At 67.6% G+C, this 25,577-nt stretch carries 24 protein-coding genes and 1 pseudogene; 15 read left to right on the top strand and 10 right to left on the bottom strand.

The window, feature by feature from the left end; translation table 11 throughout:
• Positions 1 to 32: 32 nt before the first annotated feature.
• Entirely contained in the window at positions 33 to 962 is a 930-nt protein-coding gene (locus tag Q392_RS19215) for a tripartite tricarboxylate transporter substrate binding protein (protein ID WP_084217207.1), read from the bottom strand.
• Between the two features lie 530 nt (positions 963 to 1,492).
• Between Q392_RS19215 and Q392_RS19210 the strand changes: the two genes are divergently transcribed.
• The gene (locus Q392_RS19210; RefSeq protein ID WP_051953764.1) at positions 1,493 to 2,305 is read left to right on the top strand and encodes an IclR family transcriptional regulator; all 813 of its coding nucleotides are present in this window, start codon (positions 1,493 to 1,495) and stop codon (positions 2,303 to 2,305) included.
• Between the two features lie 69 nt (positions 2,306 to 2,374).
• Here the strand turns inward: Q392_RS19210 and Q392_RS19205 are convergent, their stop codons facing one another.
• Positions 2,375 to 3,763: an aminotransferase-like domain-containing protein gene (locus Q392_RS19205; RefSeq protein ID WP_038211118.1), complete on the bottom strand. Its 1,389-nt coding sequence runs from the start codon at positions 3,761 to 3,763 to the stop codon at positions 2,375 to 2,377.
• Positions 3,764 to 4,137: 374 nt separating this feature from the next.
• On the opposite strand from Q392_RS19205, the gene Q392_RS19200 reads away from it, so the two are divergent.
• The 4 genes from Q392_RS19200 to Q392_RS19185 are packed head-to-tail and all read left to right on the top strand — an operon-like array spanning position 4,138 to position 7,359.
• The gene (locus tag Q392_RS19200) at positions 4,138 to 4,620 is read left to right on the top strand and encodes an MSMEG_0572/Sll0783 family nitrogen starvation response protein (RefSeq protein ID WP_038211112.1); all 483 of its coding nucleotides are present in this window, start codon (positions 4,138 to 4,140) and stop codon (positions 4,618 to 4,620) included.
• Between the two features lie 22 nt (positions 4,621 to 4,642).
• Positions 4,643 to 5,644, top strand: coding sequence for a Nit6803 family nitrilase (locus Q392_RS19195; RefSeq protein WP_038211110.1), 1,002 nt, complete (start codon positions 4,643 to 4,645; stop codon positions 5,642 to 5,644).
• A 20-nt stretch (positions 5,645 to 5,664) separates the two neighbouring features.
• Entirely contained in the window at positions 5,665 to 6,759 is a 1,095-nt protein-coding gene (locus Q392_RS19190) for an MSMEG_0568 family radical SAM protein (protein ID WP_038211161.1), read from the top strand.
• A gap of 18 nt (positions 6,760 to 6,777) precedes the next feature.
• A complete protein-coding gene (locus Q392_RS19185) occupies positions 6,778 to 7,359 on the top strand; it encodes an MSMEG_0567/Sll0786 family nitrogen starvation N-acetyltransferase (RefSeq protein WP_084217205.1) in 582 nt (193 codons plus the stop codon).
• A 68-nt stretch (positions 7,360 to 7,427) separates the two neighbouring features.
• Here the strand turns inward: Q392_RS19185 and Q392_RS19180 are convergent, their stop codons facing one another.
• The gene (locus Q392_RS19180; protein ID WP_038211108.1) at positions 7,428 to 8,396 is read right to left on the bottom strand and encodes an IS110 family RNA-guided transposase; all 969 of its coding nucleotides are present in this window, start codon (positions 8,394 to 8,396) and stop codon (positions 7,428 to 7,430) included.
• 173 nt (positions 8,397 to 8,569) lie between these two features.
• Here Q392_RS19180 and Q392_RS19175 point away from each other — a divergent pair, with 173 nt between their 5' ends.
• The 4 genes from Q392_RS19175 to Q392_RS19160 are packed head-to-tail and all read left to right on the top strand — an operon-like array spanning position 8,570 to position 12,481.
• Positions 8,570 to 9,625 carry a sll0787 family AIR synthase-like protein gene (locus Q392_RS19175; RefSeq protein WP_038211106.1) on the top strand — a complete coding sequence of 352 codons (1,056 nt, stop codon included), beginning with the start codon at positions 8,570 to 8,572 and terminating at the stop codon, positions 9,623 to 9,625.
• Positions 9,618 to 10,841, top strand: a complete 1,224-nt coding sequence (locus Q392_RS19170; RefSeq protein WP_038211105.1) for an MSMEG_0565 family glycosyltransferase — start codon at positions 9,618 to 9,620, stop codon at positions 10,839 to 10,841. The genes Q392_RS19175 and Q392_RS19170 overlap by 8 nt, the downstream gene beginning before the upstream one ends.
• A complete protein-coding gene (locus Q392_RS19165; RefSeq protein ID WP_038211103.1) occupies positions 10,829 to 11,122 on the top strand; it encodes an MSMEG_0570 family nitrogen starvation response protein in 294 nt (97 codons plus the stop codon). The genes Q392_RS19170 and Q392_RS19165 overlap by 13 nt, the downstream gene beginning before the upstream one ends.
• A gap of 42 nt (positions 11,123 to 11,164) precedes the next feature.
• Positions 11,165 to 12,481 (top strand): MSMEG_0569 family flavin-dependent oxidoreductase, encoded by a 1,317-nt coding sequence (locus Q392_RS19160; RefSeq protein ID WP_051953763.1) that lies wholly within the window; start codon positions 11,165 to 11,167, stop codon positions 12,479 to 12,481.
• A gap of 183 nt (positions 12,482 to 12,664) precedes the next feature.
• Here Q392_RS19160 and Q392_RS34065 read toward each other — a convergent pair whose 3' ends face one another.
• The 3 genes and pseudogenes from Q392_RS34065 to Q392_RS19155 all read right to left on the bottom strand — a co-directional run bounded on the left by Q392_RS34065 (position 12,665) and on the right by Q392_RS19155 (position 13,189).
• Complete coding sequence (locus tag Q392_RS34065) at positions 12,665 to 12,889, bottom strand: hypothetical protein (RefSeq protein WP_157008075.1); 225 nt, start codon at positions 12,887 to 12,889, stop codon at positions 12,665 to 12,667.
• Positions 12,876 to 13,014: pseudogene (locus Q392_RS34215) on the bottom strand (hydroxyquinol 1,2-dioxygenase); the annotation flags it as partial. The gene Q392_RS34065 and the pseudogene Q392_RS34215, both read right to left, overlap by 14 nt.
• Positions 12,965 to 13,189 (bottom strand): hypothetical protein, encoded by a 225-nt coding sequence (locus Q392_RS19155; protein WP_038211101.1) that lies wholly within the window; start codon positions 13,187 to 13,189, stop codon positions 12,965 to 12,967. The pseudogene Q392_RS34215 and the gene Q392_RS19155, both read right to left, overlap by 50 nt.
• 393 nt (positions 13,190 to 13,582) lie before the next feature.
• Between Q392_RS19155 and Q392_RS19150 the strand changes: the two genes are divergently transcribed.
• Entirely contained in the window at positions 13,583 to 14,212 is a 630-nt protein-coding gene (locus Q392_RS19150) for a LysE family translocator (RefSeq protein ID WP_038211099.1), read from the top strand.
• A gap of 35 nt (positions 14,213 to 14,247) precedes the next feature.
• Here Q392_RS19150 and Q392_RS19145 read toward each other — a convergent pair whose 3' ends face one another.
• Positions 14,248 to 15,225, bottom strand: coding sequence for an AraC family transcriptional regulator (locus tag Q392_RS19145; RefSeq protein WP_051953762.1), 978 nt, complete (start codon positions 15,223 to 15,225; stop codon positions 14,248 to 14,250).
• Positions 15,226 to 15,343: 118 nt separating this feature from the next.
• Positions 15,344 to 16,834: an aldehyde dehydrogenase gene (locus tag Q392_RS19140; protein ID WP_038211098.1), complete on the bottom strand. Its 1,491-nt coding sequence runs from the start codon at positions 16,832 to 16,834 to the stop codon at positions 15,344 to 15,346.
• Between the two features lie 431 nt (positions 16,835 to 17,265).
• Here Q392_RS19140 and Q392_RS19135 point away from each other — a divergent pair, with 431 nt between their 5' ends.
• The 5 genes from Q392_RS19135 (at position 17,266) to Q392_RS19120 (ending at position 23,420) form a co-directional block, all read left to right on the top strand.
• A complete protein-coding gene (locus Q392_RS19135) occupies positions 17,266 to 18,093 on the top strand; it encodes an oxidoreductase (protein WP_038211096.1) in 828 nt (275 codons plus the stop codon).
• On the top strand, positions 18,090 to 19,340 hold the full coding sequence (locus Q392_RS19130; protein WP_038211094.1) for an MFS transporter: 1,251 nt from the start codon (positions 18,090 to 18,092) through the stop codon (positions 19,338 to 19,340). The genes Q392_RS19135 and Q392_RS19130 overlap by 4 nt, the downstream gene beginning before the upstream one ends.
• Positions 19,341 to 19,530: 190 nt before the next feature.
• Entirely contained in the window at positions 19,531 to 20,319 is a 789-nt protein-coding gene (locus tag Q392_RS19125) for an AcaB family transcriptional regulator (protein WP_038211090.1), read from the top strand.
• 481 nt (positions 20,320 to 20,800) lie between these two features.
• Positions 20,801 to 20,986, top strand: coding sequence for a helix-turn-helix transcriptional regulator (locus tag Q392_RS32065; RefSeq protein WP_245610757.1), 186 nt, complete (start codon positions 20,801 to 20,803; stop codon positions 20,984 to 20,986).
• A 376-nt stretch (positions 20,987 to 21,362) separates the two neighbouring features.
• Positions 21,363 to 23,420: a DUF6351 family protein gene (locus tag Q392_RS19120; RefSeq protein ID WP_051953761.1), complete on the top strand. Its 2,058-nt coding sequence runs from the start codon at positions 21,363 to 21,365 to the stop codon at positions 23,418 to 23,420.
• A gap of 93 nt (positions 23,421 to 23,513) precedes the next feature.
• Here the strand turns inward: Q392_RS19120 and Q392_RS19115 are convergent, their stop codons facing one another.
• Positions 23,514 to 24,200 carry a Crp/Fnr family transcriptional regulator gene (locus tag Q392_RS19115; protein ID WP_038211087.1) on the bottom strand — a complete coding sequence of 229 codons (687 nt, stop codon included), beginning with the start codon at positions 24,198 to 24,200 and terminating at the stop codon, positions 23,514 to 23,516.
• Positions 24,201 to 24,594: 394 nt separating this feature from the next.
• Positions 24,595 to 25,560, bottom strand: coding sequence for a zinc-binding dehydrogenase (locus Q392_RS19110; protein ID WP_245610756.1), 966 nt, complete (start codon positions 25,558 to 25,560; stop codon positions 24,595 to 24,597).
• Positions 25,561 to 25,577: the final 17 nt, after the last annotated feature.

Below are 25,577 nucleotides of genomic sequence, written 5' to 3'. Positions count from 1 at the left end.
GTTGTGAATACTCGTTGGGGTTGCAGCAACTGTCAGTCCGCCGTGATGCGGGCGTCCCGGATCACCTTCTGCCAGCGTGCCTGTTCCGCATCGACGTAGCGGGTCAATTCGGCTGGCGCCGAGGCGGTGATGACCAGGCCCTCGTTCTCGACCCGCTTCTTGAACGTGTCGCTGGCGGCCGCCTTCCTGATGGCACCGTTCAAGCGGGCCACCACGTCGGCCGGCGTTCCCGCCGGCGCGTAGATGCCGTACCAGCTCTCGGCGACGTAGCCCGCGACGCCACTCTCGGCGATCGTCGGCACCGTCGGCATGGCGGGCGAGCGCTGCGCCGACGTCACGGCGATCGCCCGCAGTTTCCCGCTGTGGACGTAGGGTGCGACACTGGCCGCGGTGGAGAACATCATGTCGATCTGGCCGCCCAGCAGGTCCGTGATGGCGGGACCGGCTCCTCGGTACGGCACGTGGGTCAGGTCGACCCCGGCCATGCTCTTGAACAGCTCCGCGGCGAGGTGCGCCGACGTGCCGTTGCCGAAGGAGCCATAGGTGAGCTTGCCCGGCGTACGCTTGGCCTCTGCGACCAGGTCGGCCACGGTCCGAAAGGACCGGTCCGGGCGGACGACGAGTACGTTGGGCGAACGGCCGATCAGGCTGACCGGCGTGAAGGCTGTCGCATGCGCATAGGGCAGCTTGGCCTGCAGGGTCGGATTGACGGCGTGCGCAAAGGTCGCGATCACCAGCGTGTAGCCATCGGGTGCGCTCTTGGCGACCGCATCGGTGCCGATCACCGTTCCCGCGCCCGGCTTGTTGTCGACGATCACCGTCTGGCCCAAGTCCTGGGCCATGCCGGAGCCAAGCACGCGCGCGATGAGGTCGGTCCCGCCTCCCGCCGCGAACGGCACCACGATGCGGATCGGCTGCTTGAGAGGAAAGCTCTGGGCGGACGCGACCTGCAGGCCACACATGGTGCTCGCCAGGAGCAGTCCGACCACCGCTCTGCGGAGCGGACCTCTTGTTGACGGAATGGTGCTGGTCACTTTCTTGTCTCCACGAAGTTGCAGGACGCTTCGGATCGGCATCGGAGGCCGGAGGCATATGCCGGCCAGGCAGCGATCTCTTCGAACCGAGCATAGATGGCGGCGCCCGGAAAGGCATCTCTTCAATTCCAATGTATGGAATCGTTCGCCCACCTTTTGCGGCGCGGCAAGCCCGTCTGGAGCCGCCGCGGACCGGCACCCGTGTGCACTTCTCGAGTGGCGTATCCGCGCCCCGGGGCGTCGCAAGTTGGCAAGACAAGGGCGCGCAGCCCCGCCGCCCTGGTGCCGGTTCACGAGCGATGGGGCTAGAAGCTCACGTGCTACGGACACTGCTCGACGCTGACAACCCGTCTGTCAGGGGCGCATGGACATGGCCGATCCGAGCGTGCCGAGACCCGCCCGGATACACTCGAATTCCAAGCAATGGAAGAAGAGCGCCTATCTTGAGTGTGCCGCCGATGTCCCGAATGACGCCCTCACTCGACGAGAAACCCGGGATATCGCCGGCGAACCGATCGCTCGAACGCGGCGTCGAGATCCTGCGGGCATTTCGTCCGGGCTCCGAATTGCTGGGCAACGCCGAGCTCGCCGAGCGCACCGGTCTCTCGCGTTCGACGGTCAGTCGACTGACGCAGACGCTGGTCGGCGTCGGGATGCTGCAACAGGAACCTCACCTTCGGCGCTATCGGCTCGCGCCCGCCGTCCTGAGCCTGGCACATGCAATGCGCAGCGGGTCGACCGTGCTTCATCTCGCAGCCCCGATGATGCGCGCGCTGGCGGAACAGCAGAAGATCAACGTCGGCCTGGCGGCCGCCGACCGGGACGAGATGGTGTACCTGGAGTCCATCCGCTACAACCGCCGCGTGTCACTGCGCAACGTCGTCTCCGGTCAGCGCGTGCCGATGGAGCTCACCTCCCTGGGCCGCGCCTACCTTGCAGCGGCGGACGAGGCCCGGCGCAAGACGCTGCTGTCCTTGTTCAAGAGCAGGCGCGCCGACTGGCCCTCGTTGTCCGCGGAAATCAAGCGGTCCATCGAGCACGTGGGCGCGAAGGGGTATTGCGTCGCCTCGTGGCAGCCCGAGGTCGTCGCTCTCGCAGCGCCGATCGTGGCCGATGCGTCTTCAATCTTCGTGGTCAACGTCAGCGTTTCCACGCCGGAACCGATGTCCAGCGTAGCGCGCGAGCTTGCACCGCACCTCCTCGACCTTGTCGCACGTTTGGACAAGGCGATTTGCGCCGCCGACGCGAACGGTGCCGACGCACAGGCTTGAGCGGCTCGCCGGGGCGGCTTCGACCGCTATCGGGTCCGTCTGCAGCTGGCCCGTCCTGCCCAGGCCGTCTCATGTGCACAAGGGGCGCTGCTCGACGGCATCCCTGACCGCGCGCAAGGCGCGCCCACAGTCCTCGCGCGTGAGTGGACCGCCCAGGCACAGGCGGAGGGCCTCCGGCGGCATGCGGTCGGTGGAGAAGGCCTGGCTGGCCACGGCCGCCACGCCCAGCCCCTGCAGCCGCAGGGACAGCTCGGCGCTCACGCAACGCCTGCCTTCGTCTTCGGCAAGCGGCAGCCAGAAGTGGAAGCCCTGCGGATGGGCGCGCAGGCCCAGGTCGCCCAACAGCTCGCGCGCCAGCGCACTGCGCCAGGTGCATTCGGAGCGCATCGCGTCCAGCACCTGCGCGCCCAAGCCCGACTCGAGCCAGCGCGTGACCAGCCCCGCGGTCCAGGGCGGGGCCATCACGGTGGTGGCCCGCAGCGCCCCGGCCAGCCGCTGGGTGGCCGCTTCCGAAGGAGCCAAGACGAAAGCGTTGCGCAGTCCGGCGCCCAGCCACTTGGAGGTGCCGCTGACGTAGTAGGTCAGGCCCGGGGCAAAATCCGCCAGCGGCGGCGGTATCGCGGGCGGCAGCATCCCGTAGGCGTCGTCCTCGATCATGGGCACGCTGTGGTGCGAAGCGATGTCCGCCAGCTCCTCGCGCCTCGCCAGGGACAGCGTCGCAGTGGTCGGGTTGTGCAGATTGGGGCACAGGTACAGTGCACCGATCGGCGTGCTCTTGCAAACATGCTCGAAGGATTGCGGCAGGACGCCCTCCTCATCGCACTGCAAAGGCTGCAGCCGGGTGCCCAGCTGCGTGGCGATCGCCTTGAGCCCGGGGTACAGCAGGGATTCCACCGCCAGGCCCTGTCCCGGCTTGACCAACAGACTCAGCAGCGCCAGCAGGATGCTGTGGATGCCCGGCGCCACGAGCGTGCACTTTGAGCTGGCCTGTGGCACCCACTGGCGCAGCCAACGCGCGGCCGCATCGCGGTCGGCGGGCGTTCCGCCGAAATCCTGGTAGCGCATCAGGTCGCCCAGGGCGGCTTCGGCCAGATGGGCGGCGGCCTCCTCCTGGAGTCTGCGCGCGAGCGGGTGGTCCGCCGCCAGCTCGGGCGGCATGTTCATCGTCATCTCTGCGCCGGTGCCAGCCCTCAGCGGCAGGCCGATGAAGGAGCCGCGCACATAGGAGCCCAGGCCGGGCCGCGAGGCGATCAGGCCGCGCTCACGCGCCTGCGCGAAGCCGCGCACCACCGTCGTGTAGTTCAGGCCGAGCACCTGAGCCAAGTCGCGCAGCGGCGGCAGACGGTCGCGCGGCGCCAGCCGCCCGCGCTGCAGATCCTCGACCAGCAGGTCGGGAATGAGCTGATAGGCCGGCAGCTCGCTGTGCTGCAGTCGGGGGATCCAGTGCGTGAAGGGCATGGCGGGGAAACAGCGCAGTGGGAGCGGGTCGGTGATCCCCGGAGCCAAGCGCAAACCGTGCCTACCGCGGCAGCCGCGCGGGGCCTTGTTTCGGTGCATCGCGTCATTGATCGGATGCATTGATCGCATCTGCACGCGCCGCCTCTGGTGCGGCAGGCGGTCGCGGCGCGCGGCCACGGCCGCCCTTGCCGGAGGGCTCCAGCGCACGCAGAACGGTCTTGATCGGCCATTGATTGGACGCGACCGCGGGCAGCGGGTACGACCTTCGCAATGCAGTTGGCGCCGCCGCGCGAGGCACTCCCTGGATGGCTGATCGCATCGGCGGAGATTGCATCCAGCTCCCTTACCGCAACCCAGCAACCAACGAGGTTTCCATGCCCCAAGTGACCCATCCCGCCGCCCAGAAGGGCGACTTCCTGGTCGATTACGAAGAGAAGGTCTTCGAGGACGTCAAGGCCGAACCGGGCGAGAAGGCCCTGGTGACCTTCCACACGGTGGCCTTCGAAGGCTCCATCGGCTTCGTCAACCTGCTGCAGGCCACGCGGCTGCAGCGCAAGGGATTCGAGACTTCCATCCTGCTGTACGGCCCCGGCGTGACGCTGGGCGTCAAGCGCGGCTTTCCGAAACTGGGCGACTCGGCCTTCCCCGGCCACCAGAACTTCAACGAGCAGATCACCAAGTTCATCGCCGAGGGCGGCAAGGTCTACGCCTGCCGCTTCGCGCTGCAGGCGCTGTATGGCCACGGCGAGGGCGCGCTGATCGAGGGCGTGCGCCCGATCAATCCGCTGGACGTGCTGGACATCGTGCTGCTGCACCGCAAGCAGGGCGCCTTCATCCTGGACACCTGGACGCTCTGAACGCGGCGCCGGAGCACCGACCATGGCCACCACGACGAGGAAGACCGTGCGCGCCGCCGCCGCGCAGATCGCGCCCGACATCGACAGCGCCGACGGCACGCTGGCGCGCGTGCTCGAGACCATCGGGCAGGCGGCGCGCCAGGGGGTGGAGCTGATCGTCTTTCCGGAGACCTTCGTTCCCTACTACCCGTACTTCTCCTTCGTGCAGCCGCCGGCGCGCCAGGGCGCCGACCACCTGCTGCTGATGCAGCGCGCGCCCACCGTGCCCGGCCCGCTGACCGACGCGGTGGCCGGCGCGGCGCGCCAGGCCGGCATGGTGGTGGTGCTCGGCGTGAACGAGCGCGACCACGGCAGCCTGTACAACACGCAGGTGCTGTTCGACGCCGACGGCCGCCTGCTGCTCAAGCGCCGCAAGATCACGCCGACCTACCACGAGCGCATGGTCTGGGGCCAGGGCGACGCCAGCGGCCTGAAGGCGGTGGACACGCGCGTCGGCCGCGTCGGCGCCCTCGCCTGCTGGGAGCACTACAACCCGCTGGCGCGCTACGCGCTGATGGCGGATCACGAAGAGATCCACTGCGCCCAGTTCCCGGGCTCGCTGGTGGGCCCCATCTTCGCGGAGCAGATGGGCGTGACGATCCGCCACCACGCGCTGGAGTCCGGCTGCTTCGTCGTCAACGCCACCGGCTGGCTGCACGAGGCGCAGATCCGCCGGCTGATGCCCGACGAGAGCCTGCAGGGCGCCCTGCGCGGCGGCTGCCACAGCGCCATCGTGTCGCCCGAAGGCAAGTACCTGGCCGAGCCGCTCACCGAGGGCGAAGGCCTGGTCATCGCCGACCTGGACCTGTCGCTGATCGACAAGCGCAAGCGGATGATGGATTCGGTCGGCCACTATGCCCGCCCGGAACTGCTGAGCCTGGCGATCCGCCGCGACGCCGCATCCACCACGCGCGCGCTGGAACCCGCCGACGCGGCGCCCGCGCCCGCGGCGAACGACCTTCCCCAGGTCACGGAGGCCGCATGAACGCCGGCACCCGCGAGCTGATGACCGAGCTGCAGACGCGCGGCCTGCGCCTGCAGGCGCCGCAGGCCGGCGCCGCCAGCCGGCGCGGCGGCGCCGGCCCCTCCGACCACAAGGCCGTGACGGTGGACGGCGTGACGCTGATGGTGCCGGTGCACACGCACGGCGCCTTCGACTCGCCCTTCGTGGCCGACGCGCCCGGCGCCGACGGCCTGGCGACGCTGCGCCACGGCACCATCCCCATCGCGCAGATCAGCTTTCCGCGCACGCCGAAGTTCTATGCGCGGCAGACGGCGGACGGCATTCCCTACCAGCAGATCGCCACGCTGCACGGCACCGACGTGCTGGCCACCACGGTGCTTCAGACCTGCATCCGCTACGAGAGCCGCCGCAAGGCCTGCCGCTTCTGCGCCATCGGCCAGTCGCTGGCGGCCGGACGCACCATCGCCCACAAGACGCCCGCGCAACTGGCCGAAGTCGCCAGGGCCGCCGTCGAACTCGACGGCGTGCGCCACATGGTCATGACCACCGGCACGCCGCCCACGCGCGACCGCGGCGCCCAGGTGCTGTGCGACAGCGCCGAGGCGGTCAAGGCGGCGGTGGACCTGCCGCTGCAGGTGCAGTGCGAGCCGCCCGACACCGACGCCTGGTTCCAGCGCCTGAAGGACGCCGGCGCCGACACGCTGGGCATGCACATCGAGGTGATCGGCGACGAACTGCGCCAACAGATCCTGCCCGGCAAGACCGAGGTGCCGATGGCGCGCTACTGGGAGGCCTTCGAGGCCGCGGTGGCCGTGTTCGGCCGCGGCCAGGTGAGCACCTACCTGCTGGCCGGCCTGGGCGACAGCCGCGAGACGCTGCTGGCGACCAGCGAGCGCCTGCTGGCGCTGGGCGTGTATCCCTTCGTGGTGCCCTTCGTGCCCATCAGTGGCACGCCGCTGGAAGACCACCCGCCGCCCGGCGCCGGCTTCATGCAGTCGGTGCTGCAGCCGCTGGGCGCGATGGTGCGCGAGGCGGGGCTGCGCGCCAGCGACATCAAGGCCGGCTGCGGCAAGTGCGCCGCCTGTTCGACGTTGTCCGTGTTCGAGGGCGCCGAGGCGCCCGCCGAAATCGCCTGAACGCGAGGAGCCCGTCCCATGAACATCCTGCTCGACGCCCTGCCCTGGCCCGATGCCGCGGCGCTGCCCGCCCCCGCGGCGACCAGCGCCTTCCGCATCCAGTGGGCCGGCATCCCGTGGATGCAGCGCGAGGCGCTGGCGCTGCGCCGGCAGGTCTTCTGCGAGGAGCAGCGCCTGTTCGACCGCGACGACCGCGATGCCATCGACGACGCGCCGCAGACCCGGCTGCTGGTGGCCTGCTCCACGCTGGCCGGCCTGCCGGACGAGGTGGTCGGCACGGTGCGCATCCACGAGGGCGCGCCGGGCCAGTGGTGGGGCTCGCGGCTGGCGGTGGCCGCGCATTGGCGCCGCCATGCGCAGCTCGGCACCGGCCTGATCCGCCTGGCCGTGGGCAGCGCGCATGCGCGCGGCTGCCGCGAGTTCCTGGCCCATGTGCAGATGCAGAACGTGCCGCTGTTCGAGCGGCTGCACTGGCAGCAGGAGAGCGTGGCCGAACTGGCCGGCATGCCCCACGCGCTGATGCGCGCGGACCTGCGGCACTACCCGCCCTGCCGCCACCCGGAGTCGGGTTTCGTGCTGGCCGGAGGGCGCGCGGCATGAGCCCCCGCCCGGCCGTTCCGAAGGGGGCTCGCACCGCAGTGCGAAGCACGGAGCAACCGTCTTGGTTGTCAAGCCAAATGAAGCGAGTCGTCCCAATGCTTGCCGGATCGAGCGATGGCGTTGAGCACGCCCAGCAGCTTGCGCATGGCGGCCACCAGGGCCACTTTCTTGGACTTGCGCGCTGCGAGCAAGCGTTCGTAGAAGGCCCTGAACACTGGGTTATGACGCACGGCCACCAGCGCAGCCATGTACAGCACCTGCCTGATATCTGCTCGCCCGCCGTAGATGGTGCGCTTTCCTCGCATCAGGCCGCAGTCGCGATTGAGCGGCGCCACGCCCACCAGCGCGGCGATGCGCCTGCGGCACAGCGTGCCCAGCTCAGGAAGCAGCGCCAGCAGCACAGCCGTAGTGGCCGTACCTACCCCTTTGACGCTGCCAAGAGCGCTGGCCAGCTCAGCGTGACGCGCGTTGACATGCTCAGCACAGTCACGCTCGATATCCCCCAACTGCGCCTTGAGGAATTCGATGGTTTGCTCGACGCTGGGACGCGCGCTGGCGTGCGAGGTGCGCAAGCGCAGCCGCTCGGCAGTGAGCATGTCCACGAGTTGCCTGCGGCGCAGCACCAGCGCCTGCAGGCGCTGGCGCTGGCGCTGGCGCTGAGCGTCGGCCAAAGGTTTGACAAAGCGCTCGCGCTTCGGATGCTGGTTGAGCACGCGGGCGAACTCGGCCAGCATGCGTGCATCCAGGCTGTCGGTCTTGGCCAGCGCACCCATGGCACGGGCAAAGTCGCGTGCTTGGCGAGGGTTGACCACCGCCACGGCCAGGCCCGCGGCTTGAAGCGCGCAGGCCGCCTCGAACTCATAGCCGCCCGTGGCCTGCAGTACCACCAGGGCCGGGCCAAGTGCCAGCAGTTGAGTGCTCAGCGCCTCAATGGCCTCAGTGGTGTTGGGCTGACTCCAAGTGGCCGGCTGCGCGGTGCTGCCAACCTCCAGAGTGTCGCGCGATACATCGATACCGATAAAGATCGAATCGGACATGTCCTTCTACTCCCATCCTTGTTTATGCGAACTGAGGGTTCCGGCAACCGTTCGGGCTCAAGAAAGACGGTCCAATTCACGCGCCATGTGCTCCGTGACGGGCTTGATCTGCATCCCTTGGTTATCTCGGGCTGCGTGAATCGGTCCGAGATCCAAAGATACAAGGTTATCCAATGAGCGCGGCGCCGGACATCCTGGCCTCGCTGGCCGATGCGCTGCGCGCGGGCCGTGGCTTCGCGCACAAGCGCGACATCGCCCGCGTCATGGAGCAGTTGCAGGCCGACGACAGCGGCGCCGCGCGCACGGCCGTCCCCAACGGCGACGACTGCGCCGCCCTGCCCCTGCCCGGCGGCGGCTATCAACTGCTGGCGATCGAGGGCCTGATGCCGGACTTCGTGCAGCAGATGCCCTGGTTCGCCGGCTACAGCGCGGTGATGGTGAACCTCAGCGACGTGGCCGCCATGGGCGGCCGGCCGACGGCGGTGGTCGATGCGCTGTGGAGCGCCGACGCCGACTCGGCCGGCGAGGTGATCCGCGGCATGCAGGCGGCCTGCCGCCAGTACGGCGTGCCGCTGGTGGGCGGCCACACCAACCTGCGCAGCGACGGCGCGCAGCTCGCCGTCGCGGTGCTGGGCCACGCGCGGCGGCTGATCTCCAGCTTCGGCGCCCGGCCTGGCGACCGGCTGCTGGTGGCGGTGGACCTGCGCGGCCAATGGGAAGGCGCCGCGCCCTTCTGGAACGCCAGCACCCGTGCACCCGCCGCGCGGCTGCAGGCCGACCTGGCGCTGATGGCGGAACTGGCCGAGGACGGCCTGTGCGACGCCGGCAAGGACATCAGCATGGCCGGCGTGCTGGGCACGCTGCTCATGCTGCTGGAATGCTCCGGCCAGGGCGCGCAGGTTCGGCTGGAATCGCTGCCCGTGCCCGATGCCGAGGCCGGCTGGCGCGGCTGGCACGACCCGGCCCCCGAGGCGCAGGCCGCGCGGCTGCGCTGGCTGAGCGCCTTCCCGAGCTACGGCCATGTGCTGGCGGTGCGGCCGGCCCATGCCGGCGAAGTGCTCCGGCGCTTCGCCGCGCACGACATCGCCTGCGCCGACGTCGGCGAGGTCGAGCGCGGCACCCGGCTGCGGGTAAGCCTGGGCGATGCGCAGGCCACGCTCTGGGACCTGGCCGACGAGGGCTTCATCCTGGCGCGCGATACCCGCGCCGCGGAGCCGTGCCATGCATGAAGAAGCCTCCGGCCCGCACGTCGGCCTGCTGATGCACAGCGTGCTGCCGCGCGGCGGCGTGGTCCACACCCTGGAGCTGGCAATCGCGCTGGCCCGCGCCGGCACGCGGGTGACGGTGATGGCGCCCGTGGAGCCCAGCCAGTCGCTCTTTCGCGCCCTGCCCGCCGGACTGCCCCTGCGCTTCCATCCGCTGGCGATGCCGCGCCCGCAGGGCGAAGACCTGGGCGACCAGGTGGGCCAGCGCATCGGCGCCTTGATGCGCGCGCTGCCCGCGGCGATCCGGGCCTCGGGCGTCGATGTCCTGCATGCCCAGGACAGCCTCAACGGCGCAGCCCTCGCGCAGCTCTCGCCCGCCGTGCCCTGGCTGCGCACCGTGCATCACCTGGACGCCTTCGCCGACCCGCGGCTGGCCCGCTGGCAGGACACGGGCTGGCGCTCGGCCCGCGCCGTGTGCTGCGTGAGCGACCTGTGGCTCGGCCATCTGCGCGCCAACGTCGATGTGCCGCCGATCTTCCGCGTCTTCAACGGCGTGGACCTGCAACGCTTTCATCCGGGCCGTGGCGCAGATGACGAAGGCGCCCTGGCCCCGCTGCGCGCCGCGGGCCTGGACGACGCGCCGATCGTGCTCGCCGTGGGCGGCGTCGAAGAGCGCAAGAACAGCGCGCGGCTGCTGCGCGCCTTCGCCCGGCTGCGCCACGAGGTGCCGGCGGCGGCGCGGGCCCGGCTGGTCGTGGCCGGCGGCGCCAGCCTGCTGCAGCACGGGGCGGAGCAGCAGCACTGGCGAGCCGTGCTGCGCGAGACGGGCCTGAGCGAAGGTGCCGGCGCGAGCGTCTGGCGCACCGGCGCCCTGCCCGACCCGGCCATCCCCGCCCTCATGCGCCGCGCCCGGCTGCTGGCCCTGCCCTCGCTGAACGAAGGCTTCGGCCTGGTGGCCCTGGAAGCACTGGCCTGCGGCACGCCCGTCCTGGTCTCGCGCCGGGCCCCCTTCACCGAACACCTGCAAGGCGTAGCCGGCGTGACGTGGTGCGAGCCGCTGGACGACGCCAGCATCGCGCTCGGCTTGGCCCATGCCTGGGCCCGGCCGCGCCTGCCGGCCGCGCCCGAGGTGTGCCACGCGCACAGTTGGCCGCGCAGCGCCAGGGCGCACCTGCACATCTACCAGGGCGTGCTGGCGACGCACCCCACCTCCGAAAGACCCCTGCCATGCCTGCCATGACCTACACCCTGCGCTGGCCCGATGCCAGCCAGACCGCCGCCTACTCGCCCTCGCTGGTGATCCAGGACTACTTCCAGCCCGGGCAGTCCTACGCGCTCGACGAATTCCTGTCGAGGCTGCGCGAAGCCACGGACATCGCCAACGAGCGGGTGCGGGCCAAGTTCGGCTTCGCGTGCTCGCGCGCAGGCGATCAACTGCGCAGCCTGGAGGCCCTGGCCGCCCGCTTCTCGTCCCTGCCCGGCGCGCGCGTGGAGGTCCTGGGCTTCGGCCCGGCCGATTGACGCCCCGCCCCTTTCCATCCACATCCACCCAGCGAGACTCCCATGAGCACCCCCACCCCCCTTGCGCCCCGCTACCCCGTCGTCGTCATCGGCGGCGGACAGGCCGGTCTGTCCACCAGCCACTGCCTGAAGAAGGCCGGCATCGCCCACGTCATGCTGGAGAAGCGCGAGATCGGCCACGCCTGGCGCCACCAGCGATGGGACACGTTCTGCCTGGTCACGCCCAACTGGCAATGCCGCCTGCCGGACTTCCCCTACCAGGGCGGCGACCCCAAGGGCTTCATGCTGCGCGACGAGATCGTGGACTATCTGGAAGCCTTTGCCCGCAAGACCCAGCCGCCCGTGATCGAAGGCGTGAGCGTCCGGCGCGTCAGCCGCCACGTGAGCGGCGCGCTGGAAGTGGACACCACCCTCGGCACCTGCCTGGCCGACCACGTGGTGGTCGCCACCGGCGGCTACGACATCCCGATCGTGCCGCCCTGCGCGCACAGCCTGCCGCCCTCGGTCACCCAGGTGCACTCCGTGGCCTATCGCAATCCACAGCAACTGCCCGAAGGCGAAGTGCTGGTGGTCGGCTCCGGCCAGTCCGGCGTGCAGATCATGGAAGACCTTCACCTGGCGGGCCGCAAGGTGCACCTGGCGGTCGGCTCGGCGCCGCGGTCGCCGCGCATGTACCGCGGACGCGAATCGACGGAATGGCTGCACGAGATGGGCTTCTACAACCTGACCGTGGACCGCCATCCGCTGGGCGACGAGGCGCGCCACAAGACCAACCACTACATGACCGGGCGCGACGGCGGCCACGAGATCGACCTGCGCCGCTTCGCCCTGGAGGGCGTGCGGCTGTACGGCACGCTCGACGACATCCGCGGCACCGAAGTCAGCTTCCGGCCCGACCTCGCCAGGAACCTGGACGAAGCGGACGAGGTGTACTGCAGCATCCGCCGCGACATCGACAACTACATCGCCAAGGCCGGCATCGATGCGCCGGCCGAACCGCCCTTCCACAAGGCGTGGGCCCCCGGGAGCGATCCGACCTCCCTGGATCTTGCCGCTGCCGGCATCACCAGCGTGGTGTGGGCCATCGGCTTCCGCGCCGACTACCGCTGGATCGACCTGCCCGCCTTCGACGGGCGCGGACACCCGCGCTTCGAGCGCGGCGTGTCGGCGGTGCCCGGCCTGTACTTCGTGGGCCTGCCCTGGCTCAACACCTGGGGGTCGGGCCGGTTCCTGGGAGTCGCCGACGACGCACAGTACCTGGTCGAAGTCATCGGACGACGGCAGGCGGCCGCGGCCACGAACGGAGCGAGCGCGGACTGCGAGACGTCCGCGCGGCTGCCGGTCAGCACGGCATCGTGAGGCTTGCCGGGCACCCGTCAAGCGGCCGCCCAGGCCTGGTCCGGCGTCCACGGGTCTGCACGGCCCGACGCGCTGGCCGCGAAAGCAAAACGGCGGCAGCCCCTCCGGTCCCGGCAATTTTCTCAGTAAGCTATAGGTCCTTGAGAATTCCATCTTCAGGACCGATAGATGCTCGACGCACTTTCAATCGACCAATTGCGCACGCTCATTGCCGCGGCGGATGAGGGCAGCTTCTCGGCCGCGGGGGCGCAAGCTGCTGCCTGAGCCGGGGCCGATCGGATTGAGGATGAACTCGAAGTGAAGCGTGTAGAAGGGCGTGTCGCTTTTTCCACCGTCGGGAGTCGGACCCGCGGGGCGCTCGACCCAGTCCGCGATCAGCGCCGAGCGCACGCCGAATACCGCATCCAAGTTCGAACCGCGGGGAGCCCTCGACGTAAAAGGGGGCCGAAGACGGTCGCTTCCGTGCACCCAGCGGGCTTGCGGTTATTGAGCGCCGTGACCAGCGTGGAGAGGCCCAGCGTCGGGCTTGGTAGTCTCCAGCACGGACACGTCTTCCCCCACGCCGAACGCCTCGAAGTTCTGCAGCGACGCGTCATCATAGGAGTACAGGGTGAACCGCTGCGGAATGAATCGCGAGCGTCCCGGGCGCACCACGAAGCTCACCGAGGCGCCCGCGAGGTGAAGGTGGTAGCCGGTCACGACGCCCATGGGTCCCGCGCCGACAACAGCGACCCTCGGAGCGTCGCGGAACGCCGAAGGGTCACGCGGGCCGGTATCTTGTTCCGGCGGCGTCGATGGGGTCGGGGTTTGGTGCGGCATTCCAGCTTCCAAAGTAGGCTCAGTGTCTCGAGCATAGGGCGGCACCGCATGGCTCCGTTAGCACGATTCGCTTGAATACTTGCCTGATCTTCTGAGGCGCAAGCAATGCCGTCTTTTCTGAGCATTGGGAGATCAAGCCATTCAGGCCCCGTAGGCCCTCGAAGGCCTGTGCGGCGAGGGCCTGCAGCGAGGACAATCGTGAGGTGCGGCCACTGGTGCTTGCGACCATCGTATCACTCGTTAGACGCAAGCCAGGATAGATCAGAGCTCAAACAACAAGCCATGCCTGCCATCGAAACGCTCATTCCTTTTCTCGGCATCTCCCTGCTGCTGGCCCTGACGCCGGGACCAGACAATGTGTTCGTTCTGCTGCAGTCGGCGATGCACGGCGCTCGCGCCGGGGCGGTGATCGTTCTCGGGCTGTGCACAGGCCTCCTGGTCCACACCACCGTGGTCGCCGTGGGCCTCGGAGCGGTCCTGGCCGCGTCCACCCTCGCGTTCACAATCCTGAAGATCGCGGGCGCGCTGTACCTGGCCTACCTTGCGTGGAAGGCGTTCCGGGCGCCCGTGGGTTCCCAGGTCGGCTCCGCCTCCGAGAGAGAGCCGGCGCGGCGCGCCTATGTCAGGGGCGTGCTGATGAACCTGATGAATCCGAAGGTCGTGATCTTCTTCCTGGCCTTCCTGCCTCAGTTCGTCGTGGCGCGCAGCGGGACCAGCCCGGCGGTGCAGCTGCTGGTGCTCGGACTGGCCTTCACCGCCGCGACGTTCGTGTCTTTCACGGCCATCGCTTGGTTCTCGGGTGCGTTCGGCACGAACTTCATGCGTTCACCCCGATTGCAGCGGGCGCTCAACTGGTCGGCCGGCCTGGTGTTCCTAGCACTCGCGATCAAACTGGCCATCTCACAGCAGTAGCGGCGGCCTTGTTGCTGACCTGGGGCAGGGATGGCTCAGTGCAGTCCCGTGCGCCCCTCGCGGGCTGTGCGGCTCTGCTGGTCCGCCGCGACGGCGCTGCGCATGGCCTTGATGTCGCGCGCAGGAGGTGCACCGAACTGCCGCCGGTACTCTCGACTGAACTGGGTCACGCTCTCGTACCCGACCTGGAACGCGGCCGAGGCGGCATCTGCGTCCTCGTTCAGCATCAGCCGTCGGGCCTCGTGCAGCCGCAGTTGCTTCTGGAACTGCAGCGGGCTCATCGTCGTGAGCTCGCGGAAGTGGTGATGCAGCGTCGACACGCCCATGCCGCTTTCTTCGGCCAGTTCGTCCACGCTCAGGCGCTTGGTGAAGTCCCGTCGGAGGCGCTCGATGGCTCTGGCGACGCGGCTAGTCTGCGTGCCGATCTGGACCAGTTGGCGCAGCCGCGCCGCTGTCGGCCCTAGGAGGATGCGGTAGAGGATCTCGCGATGGACAAGGGCCTGAAGAAAGGGGATGTCCCCGGGCCTCTCCAGCAGGCGGACCAGACGCACCACGGCATCCAACAAGTCGGCGTCGACCGGTCCGGTCGCCATGCCGGGCCCGCCCGGGTGGGACACGATGCCCCGCACATCCAGGTCCGAGATGACCTGCCGCGCCATTGGCAGGTCCAGTTCGATCTGGAGCGCCGTATAGGGTGTCGCGTCGCTGGCCTGGCTCACCTCGATGATGCTGGGCAAGCCGAAGGTGGTGAGCAGGAAGTTGTCTTCGTCGTACACGAAGGTCTCCTGTCCCAGGCGGACGCGCTTGCTCCCGCGTGCGCTGATGCACAGGCTCGGCTCGAAGACGTACGAGGTCGGCGGGATGGGGGCCGTTGCACGCCCCACCGCGAGACCGGGAACGGGCGTCGGTCCATCGCCCTGCGTCGCGCAGTAACGATCGACGATGCGCGCGATTTCCGCCCTCGCGAGGCGGATCTCCTCCGAACGGTCGATCTCTTCATTCTTCGCCAACATCACGCGGTCTCATCAATGCATAGTGGTGGGGCCAGGGGGGTAGAACAACCCAGCCGCCAGCCCGGCAGTTGCCGACAGCGCCTGACCTGCAGTTCGGTCCCTGGCGCGCAGCGCGGACTCAACTCTTCGACAGTTGCGGCGGCTCACCATCCAGGATGATGGTCTTCGACTCGAGGAACGGCTGCAACCCGGGAATGGAGCCCTCCCGGCCGATGCCGGACTGCTTGAAGCCACCCCATCCGATGGCAAAGTCGCCACGCATGGCATTGTGTCCGACCGTCCCTGAACGGATCTGCCTGGCCACCTGATAGGCCCGGTCGAAATCGTTCGTGTAGACGGTGGCGTTCAGGCCGAAGTCGGAGTCGTTGGCGATGCGGATCGAGTCCGCATCGCTGTCCGACGGGATGACGCAGATCACCGGTCCGAAGATCTCCTCGCGCGCGATCACCATGCTGTTGTCCACGTTGCCGAAGACCGTCGGCTCGACGAAGAAGCCGCGCTCCAGGTGCCGCGGGCGGCCGCCGCCGGCCGCGAGGACCGCGCCTTCCGCTTTGCCCTTTGCGATGTAGCCCTCCACGCGCTGGCGCTGTCGCGCGGTCGCGAGCGGCCCGACCTGGGTGTCGGGGTCGAACTGGTCACCCACCTTGAGGGCTGAGAACACGCCGCTCAGGGCCTCCACCAAGGCGTGGTGGCGCGACCGCTCGACGATGACACGCGTGAGCGCGCCGCATGCTTGCCCGCTCAGGTACAGCGCCGTCGCCGAAAGCGTCTGCGCCGCGGCGGTCAGGTCATAGTCGTCCAGGATGACTGCGGCATTCTTGCCGCCCAGCTCGAGCGAGACGCGTGCCACGCGGTCGGTGAGGATGCCCGCGATCTTCTTGCCGGCGGCCGTGGACCCCGTGAAGGTCACCTTGTCCACGGCGGGATTGCGCACGAGGAGCTCCGAGACCTCGCGGTCCGCGGTGATGATGTTGACCACGCCCTCGGGCAGCCCAGCTTCCCTCACCGCCTCGGCGAACAACAGCGCCTCGCCGGGCGCCTCCGGCGACGCCTTCACGATCACGGTGCACCCCGCGATCAGCGCAGGCGCGACCTTGAAGCAGAGCAAAGGCAGTGGCGCGTTCCAGGGAACGATTGCAGCGACGACGCCCACCGGCTCGCGCACGAGCAGACCGAAATTGCCACCGGCTCGTGGTGCGTGGCGCTCGATGAATGGATAGCTGTCGCCCAAGCCGGCGTAGTACTCGAAGGTCTGCGCTGCAGACGGGATGATGGCCTTCGACAGCGAGTGCACCAGGCCGGTCTGCGCGCTCCAGAGCGTGGCGAACGCGTCGTTGTGCTTCGCCATCGCCTGGGCAATCCGCCGCAGGTAGACAGTACGCTCCGACGGTGACATGCGAGGCCACGGGCCGAGATCGAACGCCCGCCGCGCCGCAAGCACCGCGCTGTCGACGTCGGCGGCCTTCGCCTCGGCGACCGACAGGTAGAGCTCTTCTGTGCCAGGCTGGATGACATCGATCCTGGCGCCCGAGGACGGCGCGATCCAGTCGCCTCCGACGAAGAACTCGCCGGGATGGGAAATGTGCTGATTGATCGGGTTGCTGCTCATGTGCGCTCCTGTTTGCGAGGCCGTTGAAAGGGACCTGGGTCCCCGATGAGGCTTCACTGCAGGGAGGCCTCCTGTGGCACCGATGATGCGATCGAGCGGCGCCGGCGCGTGAGTCCGATCCTGTCTAAATCTTGCCTGATCCTCTGAGGCCCGAGATTCAGGTCCTGCCGGCTGCGGAGCTCCTGTCGCCTGCTCGATGTCGCTCCGCTTCGGGCACAGGGGCGGCGGCGGCGGCAGCGGCCGCGTCCTGCGTGCTGCTCCGCGTTCGCGTGCGGCGTGGCCCACCCTCTCCATAAGTCCCCTCCGCACCGGTTTCTGAAGCAACCCAGCAAAGGGCTTGTCGACTTCAGCCGCTTATCGAACCGTCGGTTCGCACGTAGATTCACCCAGGTCAAAGGCGCATGCAGTGCCGACAACTTCCGGAGAACGAAATGCATACCTGGTTCATCACTGGCGCCTCCCGCGGGTTCGGCGCGCTGATCGCTGAGAAGGCGCTTGCGGCAGGCGACAACGTCGTCGCGGCGGCACGGAATCCCCAGCAGCTCCCCGGGCACCTCAAGGGCCATCCCAAGCTACTCGCGGTTGCCCTGGACGTCACGGACGAAGATCAGGCCCGACGTGCGGTTGCCGCGGCCGTGGAGCGGTTCGGCCGCATCGACGTGCTGGTGAACAACGCCGGCTACGGCCTTCTGGGCGCCGTCGAGGAGGCCACGGCCGAGGAGATCGAGCGGCTCTATGCCACCAACGTCTTCGGCCTGCTGAAGGTGACCCGCGCGGTGCTGCCGCAGATGCGCGCTCAGCGCTCGGGCCACGTGCTCAACCTCTCCTCGATTGGCGGCTACGGCGCGTTCCAGGGTTGGGGTGTCTACTCCTCGACCAAGTTCGCCGTGGAGGGTCTGTCTGAAGCGCTGGCCCTCGAGCTCGCCCCGCTGGGCGTCAGGGTCACCGTCGTCGAACCCGGCTTCTTCCGTACGGACTTCCTGGATGCCAGCTCGCTGGCGCTCAGCCCCAACAGCATCGCCGACTACGCGGCAACGGCAGGCGCCATGCGCGACTTCGCGGCCGGCGCCAACCATGCGCAACCTGGCAACCCGGAGAAGCTGGCCGAGGGCGTGGTGGCCGTGGTCAAAGCGTCGACCCCCCCGCTGCGCATCCAGTTCGGCAGCGACACGGTCGCCCATGTGGAAGCCAAGAACGCGAAGGTCGCCCAGGAGCTCGCAACGTGGCGCAAGCTGGCGCTCAGCACCGACTTCGCATGATGGGTGCCGCGGAAATGTCCGAAACGTCGACCTTGGAGCCCGGTGAGACCGGCTCGCGCAGCAACGGCCTTGCACTTCTTGCGCTGGCGCTCGGCAGCTTCGCCATCGGCACGTCCGAATTCGCCAGCATGGGGATACTGCAGCTGTTCGCCGAAGCGCTGCGCATCGACGTGCCGGTCGCGACGAACGCGATCACGGCCTACGCGCTGGGCGTGGTCGTCGGCGCTCCGGTCATCACCCTGGCCGCAGCCCGCCTCAACCGGCGCGCCCTGCTGCTCGGCTTGATGGCGCTGTTCGTGGCTGGGAACCTGCTGTCCTCGATGGCGGCAGGCATTGCCTCGCTAGCGGCGGCCCGCTTCGTGAGCGGACTGGCGCAGGGTTCCTATTTCGGCGCCGGCGCGGTGGTGGCCACGCATATCGTCGGTGCGGCCCGCGCGGGCAAGGCCTTTTCGCTGGTGGTGTCGGGACTGACCGTCGCGATGATCGTCGGCTCTCCCTTGGCGACCTTTCTGCGGCAGCACCTGGGCTGGCGCAACACCTATCTGGCAGTCGCTGGTCTGGGCGCTCTCGCGCTGGCGGCGCTCTGGGCCTGGACGCCACGCTCGGAGGCACTGCGCGGCAGCCCGGTCCGGCAAGAGCTGGCTGCCCTGGCCCAGCCGCGGGTGTGGACGATGATGGCCGTCGCTGCCCTGGCGGTCTCCAGCATCTTCGCCGTCTACACCTTTATCGGACCTTTCGTGACGGACGCGGCGCTACTCCCGCCGGCCCAGGTGCCGGTCGCCCTTGCGCTGTTTGGCATCGGCATGTCGACCGGCAACATCGTCGGCGGCCGGCTGGCAGATCGCTACCGCCACCGCGGCTTGGTCGTCGGCTTTGGACTGGCGCTGGCGGTACTCGCCGTACTCGGCCTTGGCGGCAGTGACCGGTGGATCCTGATGCCATCGCTGTTCGGTGTCGGGCTGACCACGATGACGGCGATTCCCACCATCCAGGTCCGACTGACCAAACTGGCCCCCTCGGCTCCAACACTGATGGGCGCGATGAACATGGCCGCGCTGAACGTTGCCAACGCCATCGGCGCATGGGCCGGCGGCGCGGCGATTGGGAGCGGCCTCGGCCTGCTCTCGACAGTTTGGGCCGGATTTGCGCTTACGGTGGCCGGCCTGGCGGTCTTCTGGTTCAGCGTACACAGGGCACCGCCGCCGGCCGAGTCAGAGGCCGCCGGCATACTCTCAGGCGCCCAGTGAGCCTATCGTAGTTTCGTGCGCCGCCCTCCGGTCGCTCTGCATGCGTGCGCTTCACGGGCCGCGGTGCCGCGACCCCGGGTACACCTGCCAATGGCGAAAGCGGCCTGAGTTTGTGGGCGTTTCGTTTGGCAACGCGGGCTGAACTTCTTGATCATCTCCTTGGGGTTGAACGTCCCAAGGAGAATTGATCATGGCCGACTCGGATTTCGTCAAACACGATCAGGGCGGCGTCAACGCGCGCATCCTCGCCAGGGAGAGCAAGGCCGACTTCCGCCGGGTCGAGGCCGCCAGCCTCAAGCTCAAGGCGAGCTTCGCGAGCGCAGAAGGCAAACGCCTCTTTATCCGGTACTTCAACACCTTTCAGCTGGGCATTCACTTCATCTCGGTCATCGCGCGAACCCGACTCAGCCATGACGACGTGGCCAAGGTCGAAGGGCACATCCGCACCCAGATGGAACGGGTGGCGGAAGAACTGAACCGCGCACTCGATGGCGCCGAGGCGCTGTTCAAAGCCAACGGAATCTCGAGTGCCGCCACGTACGACACCGTGCCGCTGGAGCTCGAGGTGGGCGTGCTGTCGTCGAGCAGCCGTCGGTATCTCGAGATCCTGGGCAAACTCGACCAGTTGATGCCCGTTCTGCAGACGCTGGAGATCCACGAAGTCATTACCGCCCAGGCTGTCGACATCGAGCGGGCGGCGTTCAAACGGAAGGTCCGGGACGTGGCGAACACCGCGCGCAACCTAGCGACCCGCATGCGGCGCGAGATGAACACCCTCGACGCGCGCCAGGCACCTGGTGAATCCGGTTCGACCGCCGTCCCCCAAGACCCCGGCTCCTCCGCGACGGGCCAGAGTGAACCGGCGGAAGCGATCCAGGCAGGACTGGAGGACGCGGGCGCCAAGGAGGATGTTGAAGACGCCTCGCTCCCGCCACACGAACGGCCAGAGGCCAGTGCAACACCACGGGCCGCAGCCTAGCTGCCTGATATCGCCACGCGACACCGGACGCCACTACTGCCCTTTGTCGAGGCCCGTGCAAGCGCATGCCATCCACGGTCCCGCAGCACGGTAGAGTGACACGGAAGGGCCGCAGAGCAGTCTCCGCCCCAAATCCGCCCGGCAGCGGGCGCGTCGCAGTCGTCACCTGCCTATGGCAGCGCCTCAGCCGCTGCCTGTTGCGCTGCAGGCCAACTTGCCTGTGAACCACTCAGAGGTCCCGCCCGCGGCGCGTTGACCTCCCGCGCGCCTACCAGTCCACAACACCTCCACCTCTGCACCCGGAACGCGTGCCGAGGGGCAGCAGCATTGCGTTCCTTGGCGGCCGATGCCATCAGACCCTATCCGCCGCGACAGAGCCGGTCGTGCCCTCCTCCCAATGGCAAATGCCATGAAAGGACTAGTCATGCAGGCGGCCAGCGCACCTCAACCCTCTCTCCCCACACGCCAGGACCCCGCTCCGTTGATCCTGCCGAGCACCGGCTTTGTTCGGCAGAGCCTTTTGCTGCGATTTGTGCCCTTCTCGAAGTCGACACTCTGGCGACGGGTCAACGCCGGATTGTTCCCCAAGCCGGTCCGCCTGTCCGCCGGTATCACGGCATGGCGCGCCGAGGACATTCATCGCTGGATCGCGGAGCCGCGCTCGTGATTCGGGACCTGCCCCGATCTCGCTGCACGCCCGCGTGGTCCTGACGCTGCGCCTGACCTTCGGGATCGGCGACTCCCATGCTGCCGGATGGCCGAGTGACGGGTGCCATTGGAGATCACGCTGGAGAAACCAATCCTGAGCGGATGGGAGACGCGGGTTACTCCTAATCCGACATTGTTCACGCATGCACAGTCAGATCGACGATCACGGACCAAGATCCGAAGAAAAGCCATTCCAAAGGAGACAAATCATGAAGCGAATACTTGCAGGCACTGCCTGCGCCGTGGCGTCCGTCTCGCTGCTGCTCGCCTGTGGTGGCGGGAACGATGGTGGAGTCTTGCCACCGCCAGGGGGAGCTTCCCCTACCGAGATACAGATGCGAACGCTCTCCTCGCGCGAGGACATGGCCAGTGGCGGCGATGCGGTCATCGAGGTCAAGGTTCCCGGCGGCACGGCCAAGACCTCAGTCAAGCTCAATGGCATCGACATTACGTCCTCCCTCGTCGCGGATCAGCCGGATCGGCTGAGAGGGCGGATCACGGGCCTGGCCGAAGGCAGGAACACCTTGAGCGCGGTGGACGCGACGACCGGAGCACAGCGGGAACTGCAAATCACCAACCATCCCACCCATGGACCGATTTTCGCGGGCCCGCACCAGGTTCCTTGGGTATGCGAAACGGAGGCATCGGGGCTGGGACCGTCGTCGGATGCGCACTGTACCGTGGCCAAGCGTTTCGATTGGTTCTACTACGCGAGCGACTCGACCTTCAAGCCGCTTCCATCCCTGTCGCGGCCCTACCCCGCCGACCTGACGCAGACCACGACGATCGACGGCAAGGTTGTCGACTTCATCGTCCGGGTGGAATCGGGAACGATCGACCAGTCCATCTATCGGATCGCGATCATCGACGACCCCACCAAGCCGATTTCGGATCCCTGGTCCGCCCAGGGCAAGAAGCCGGGAGCCGGCTGGAACGGAAAGCTCAATCTAACCTACGGTGGCTCGTGCAACGTGGGGTACAGGTCCGGGCGGAACAACCTCACTGACATTCTCAACATGTTTCCGGCCGGCACCGAGTTCGGCATCGACCCTCTCGGCCTCGGCTTTGCCGTCGCATTCGCCTCACGGATGACCTTGGGCAACGGATGCGACCTGGTCATCTCCGCCGAGACCAGCGCGATGTTGAAGGAATACTTCGTCGAGCAATACGGGCTGCCGAAGTTCACGATCGGCACCGGTGGCTCCGGCGGCTCTATGCAGCAGCACTTCATCGCGCAGAACTACCCGGGCCTGCTGGATGCGATCACCGCTACCCTCTCATTTCCGGACCTCGTCTCCATCATTCCAGACGTGACCGACTGCGGCCTTTTGACGCACTACTTCAACACCGCCGGTGCCAACTGGCCCGCCTCGCGCCGCAGCCAAGTGGACGGATACTTGGCAAATGCCGCCGGCACCGCCACGACCTGCGCGAGCTGGGACAAGTATGCCCATCAATGGGTCACCCCGACGACCGGCTTCGACCCCGCGGTTCCCGCGAGCGCCATCTACAACGCGTCGACGAACCCAACGGGTCTGCGCGGTGGCTTCACCGCCGGGATGGTCAATGTCTTCGGAATCGATCCGAACACCGGCTTCGCGCGGATGGTCTACGACAACGTCGGGGTGCAGTATGGGCTCAACGCACTCCAGCGGGGCACCATCTCCGTGGATGAGTTTCTCGACATCAACCAGAACATCGGCGGACTGGACGTCGACGGCAACTACATTCCGAGTCGAACCTCCGGCGACCTTGAAGGGATCAAGAATGCATACAGATCCGGCGTGCTCTCGTCAGGCGCCAACATGACCCTCCCTGTGATTGACGCGAGGGTGTATACCGACGATGCCATCGACATCCACACGCGGATCCGGACCTTTTCCATGATCGATCGCCTGGTCGTCACCAACGGCACGGCAGCGAACCAGGTCAACTGGATCACCGCCCGCAAGGGAGCGTCGGGATACAGCGGAACGACGAACCTGACTCGCAAGGCATTGATCGCACACAACGAATGGCTGGAGAGGATGTACGCCGACTCCTCTGCAGAGAGCTACGCCTCAAAGGTCATCAAGAACAAGCCCGCATCGCTGGTCGACAGCTGCTGGGAAGCCGACGGCACGGAGCACCACGAGCCAGCGACGCGCAGTGCGAGCAGCGTGTGCAATTCCTTGTTTCCGATCTACTCGACCGTCAGGATCGAGGCGGGAGCGAGCGTTGCGTCAGATGCCCTCAAGTGCCAGCTCAAACCTGTCGACATCGCCGACTACCACGTTCCCTTCAGCCAGGCGCAGGCAGATCGCCTGCGAGGAATCTTCGCGCAGGGCGTATGCGATTGGACAAAGCCGGGCGTCGGGCAAGAAGCGGCCGCCGGCACTTGGCAACGCTACTGAGATACTGCTGATCTCCGGCACCCCACAGCGGATTGCAACCGCCCCTGGGGGAGTGCCGGAGCGTCGATAGCGGCAAGCCCGCGTTGCAGCACATTATTCGTCGCTGAAGCGGCGCAGGCCATCCACATCCAAGAGGGTGATGGATCCGTATGCGACTTCCACTAGGCCATCACGCTCCAGCTGCTGCAACACCCGGTTGACCACTGAGCGCGAGACGCCAGCCAGGCGCGCGAGACTCTCCTGGGACATCGCTATCGTTCCCTGAACGCGAGGGTTGAAGCGGGGATCAACCAATTCGGCCAGGCAATGTGCAACGTGCCGATCAATGTCATGCAGCCGGATGTGTTCGCAGCGCTCCACGAACTGACCCAACCGGGCGTTGAGTTGGTCGAGGAGGAATCGATTGAAACTGAAGCTCGATGCCAGGAGCCAGTCGAAGGTCGCTAGTGGCATCAGCGCAATCGCGCTGCCCTCCACCGCGACGGCGTCGTACGGCCACGCCCCACCCTTCAGCAGGGATCCCTCACCGAACCAGCATCCGGCACTGAAATTCGTCAGGGTCGTCGGCCGGCCATCGCGCGAGACATTGGCGATCTTGATGACTCCCGAAGCAACACCAATCCAATGGGCTGCCAGCAAGCCTCGGGTGCAGGCATGGGCACCGACCTCGAGTTCGCGATAGCTGAGATCGGCACTTATCCGGTCGCGCTGCACGTCTGTCAGCGAGCTGTAGAAAGCCGACTGCTGCAGTAACTCTGCAATGCAACGAGCAGGATACATTGCTCTGAATCAGATGCTGGGTACTGCCAAGAAATAGAGATGTACATCCTATCCGATTCATCTCCAGTCCGGAGTCTCGCGCAATGCCAGCCACAGACACCAAGCCTCGTGTGAGAAGGTCCGATCGACCTCACCCGAACGGACCGATGCACCCTCCCTCGCCGGCAGCTTCGATCGCTCACGCTTCGACCGTCAGCAGTGCGACGAAACTACCTGAGCGACTCACCACGATATCCCCTCCGGAACTCCCGCGCACGCTCGACATTCAGAGGCGGGTTCAGAGCATAATCGGCACCCAGCAGTGCCCCGCGTCCTCACGACCGCAAGCCGCCAGCATGCGAGCCCTCTCACCATGCCTCCCTAGCGCTCGGGGCTGCTTGAGTGCCAATTTGGCCTAGAAGGTTCGCCCGCGCAGGACGATCTTTCCCAGATGCTGGTTCGACTCCATGTAGGCCTTCGCTTGCGCAAGATGCTCGAAGTCGAATGCGCGGTCCACAGTCGGTCGGATCCTGCCGGCGGCGATGTGGGGCAGCACATCCGCCCTGAATCCCGGCACCTGCTCCGCCCGCTGGACGGGCGAGCGGTGCTTGTTCGAAACGCCGAATAGATTCAGGCGCTTGGCGTGCACTGCCTCGATGTCGATCTCGCTCTTCAGAACCCCGTCGACGTACCCCACGATGGCCATCCGCCCCTGGAACGCCAGTGACTTCAAGCATTCACCGAACTGTGACCCACCCACCGCGTTGATCGCCAAGTCGGCGCCCTTTCCATCGGTGGCCGCCAGCACCTGTGCATGGAAATCAGCGCGGCTTTGCAGGCCAACGTCGAGCCCAATGCTCTTCAGTCGGGCGATCTTTTCCGCCGATCCGGAGATTCCGATGACCTTTGCGCCCAGCGCCTTGGCCGTCAGCAGCGTGGCAACTCCCACGCCCGACGAGGCACCTGTGACCAGCACCCATTCGCCGGCCGCCAAGTGCCCACGGCTAACCAGCATGTCGTAGACGACCATGAAGGTCAGGGGGACCGAAGCCGCCTCCTCCCAGGACAGGCTGTCAGGCACCTCGATGAGTTCGCGTAGATCGACGATGGCGTAGTCCGCGAAGGCCGCTGGGAATCTGGCCATCACCCGCGCGCCGATGGCAACCTCCGTCACGCCAGCGCCCAGCTTGACCACCTCGCCAGCGCCCTCGATGCCCAGGGCCTTGGGAGTGGCCGATTGGCCGTGCAGGCCGGGACCCGGAATGAACTCACCGCGGTTCAGCGCTGCTGCACGCACGCGGATCAGTACCTGCGCCTCTCCGGGCTCGGGGACTTCCTTTTCCACGAGATCCACAACCGACTGATTGCCGTCGGCTCTCATCACATACGCCTGCATTG

This window comes from Xenophilus azovorans DSM 13620 (genome assembly GCF_000745855.1).
Classification (GTDB): domain Bacteria; phylum Pseudomonadota; class Gammaproteobacteria; order Burkholderiales; family Burkholderiaceae_C; genus Xenophilus; species Xenophilus azovorans.
The sequence above is the reverse complement of the archived record's forward strand: the minus strand, read 5'-3'. Positions and strand labels throughout refer to the sequence as shown.

What these genes read in the sequence shown, in the direction of transcription:
- Q392_RS19215 (WP_084217207.1), bottom strand. Translation starts at nt 962, where the DNA reads ATGTGTGGCCTGCAGGTCGCGTCCGCCCAGAGCTTTCCTCTCAAGCAG.
- Q392_RS19210 (WP_051953764.1), top strand. Translation starts at nt 1,493, where the DNA reads ATGTCCCGAATGACGCCCTCACTCGACGAGAAACCCGGGATATCGCCG.
- Q392_RS19205 (WP_038211118.1), bottom strand. Translation starts at nt 3,763, where the DNA reads ATGCCCTTCACGCACTGGATCCCCCGACTGCAGCACAGCGAGCTGCCG.
- Q392_RS19200 (WP_038211112.1), top strand. Translation starts at nt 4,138, where the DNA reads ATGCCCCAAGTGACCCATCCCGCCGCCCAGAAGGGCGACTTCCTGGTC.
- Q392_RS19195 (WP_038211110.1), top strand. Translation starts at nt 4,643, where the DNA reads ATGGCCACCACGACGAGGAAGACCGTGCGCGCCGCCGCCGCGCAGATC.
- Q392_RS19190 (WP_038211161.1), top strand. Translation starts at nt 5,665, where the DNA reads ATGACCGAGCTGCAGACGCGCGGCCTGCGCCTGCAGGCGCCGCAGGCC.
- Q392_RS19185 (WP_084217205.1), top strand. Translation starts at nt 6,778, where the DNA reads ATGAACATCCTGCTCGACGCCCTGCCCTGGCCCGATGCCGCGGCGCTG.
- Q392_RS19180 (WP_038211108.1), bottom strand. Translation starts at nt 8,396, where the DNA reads ATGTCCGATTCGATCTTTATCGGTATCGATGTATCGCGCGACACTCTG.
- Q392_RS19175 (WP_038211106.1), top strand. Translation starts at nt 8,570, where the DNA reads ATGAGCGCGGCGCCGGACATCCTGGCCTCGCTGGCCGATGCGCTGCGC.
- Q392_RS19170 (WP_038211105.1), top strand. Translation starts at nt 9,618, where the DNA reads ATGCATGAAGAAGCCTCCGGCCCGCACGTCGGCCTGCTGATGCACAGC.
- Q392_RS19165 (WP_038211103.1), top strand. Translation starts at nt 10,829, where the DNA reads ATGCCTGCCATGACCTACACCCTGCGCTGGCCCGATGCCAGCCAGACC.
- Q392_RS19160 (WP_051953763.1), top strand. Translation starts at nt 11,165, where the DNA reads ATGAGCACCCCCACCCCCCTTGCGCCCCGCTACCCCGTCGTCGTCATC.
- Q392_RS19155 (WP_038211101.1), bottom strand. Translation starts at nt 13,189, where the DNA reads ATGGGCGTCGTGACCGGCTACCACCTTCACCTCGCGGGCGCCTCGGTG.
- Q392_RS19150 (WP_038211099.1), top strand. Translation starts at nt 13,583, where the DNA reads ATGCCTGCCATCGAAACGCTCATTCCTTTTCTCGGCATCTCCCTGCTG.
- Q392_RS19145 (WP_051953762.1), bottom strand. Translation starts at nt 15,225, where the DNA reads ATGTTGGCGAAGAATGAAGAGATCGACCGTTCGGAGGAGATCCGCCTC.
- Q392_RS19140 (WP_038211098.1), bottom strand. Translation starts at nt 16,834, where the DNA reads ATGAGCAGCAACCCGATCAATCAGCACATTTCCCATCCCGGCGAGTTC.
- Q392_RS19135 (WP_038211096.1), top strand. Translation starts at nt 17,266, where the DNA reads ATGCATACCTGGTTCATCACTGGCGCCTCCCGCGGGTTCGGCGCGCTG.
- Q392_RS19130 (WP_038211094.1), top strand. Translation starts at nt 18,090, where the DNA reads ATGATGGGTGCCGCGGAAATGTCCGAAACGTCGACCTTGGAGCCCGGT.
- Q392_RS19125 (WP_038211090.1), top strand. Translation starts at nt 19,531, where the DNA reads ATGGCCGACTCGGATTTCGTCAAACACGATCAGGGCGGCGTCAACGCG.
- Q392_RS19120 (WP_051953761.1), top strand. Translation starts at nt 21,363, where the DNA reads ATGCGAACGCTCTCCTCGCGCGAGGACATGGCCAGTGGCGGCGATGCG.
- Q392_RS19115 (WP_038211087.1), bottom strand. Translation starts at nt 24,200, where the DNA reads ATGTATCCTGCTCGTTGCATTGCAGAGTTACTGCAGCAGTCGGCTTTC.
- Q392_RS19110 (WP_245610756.1), bottom strand. Translation starts at nt 25,560, where the DNA reads ATGAGAGCCGACGGCAATCAGTCGGTTGTGGATCTCGTGGAAAAGGAA.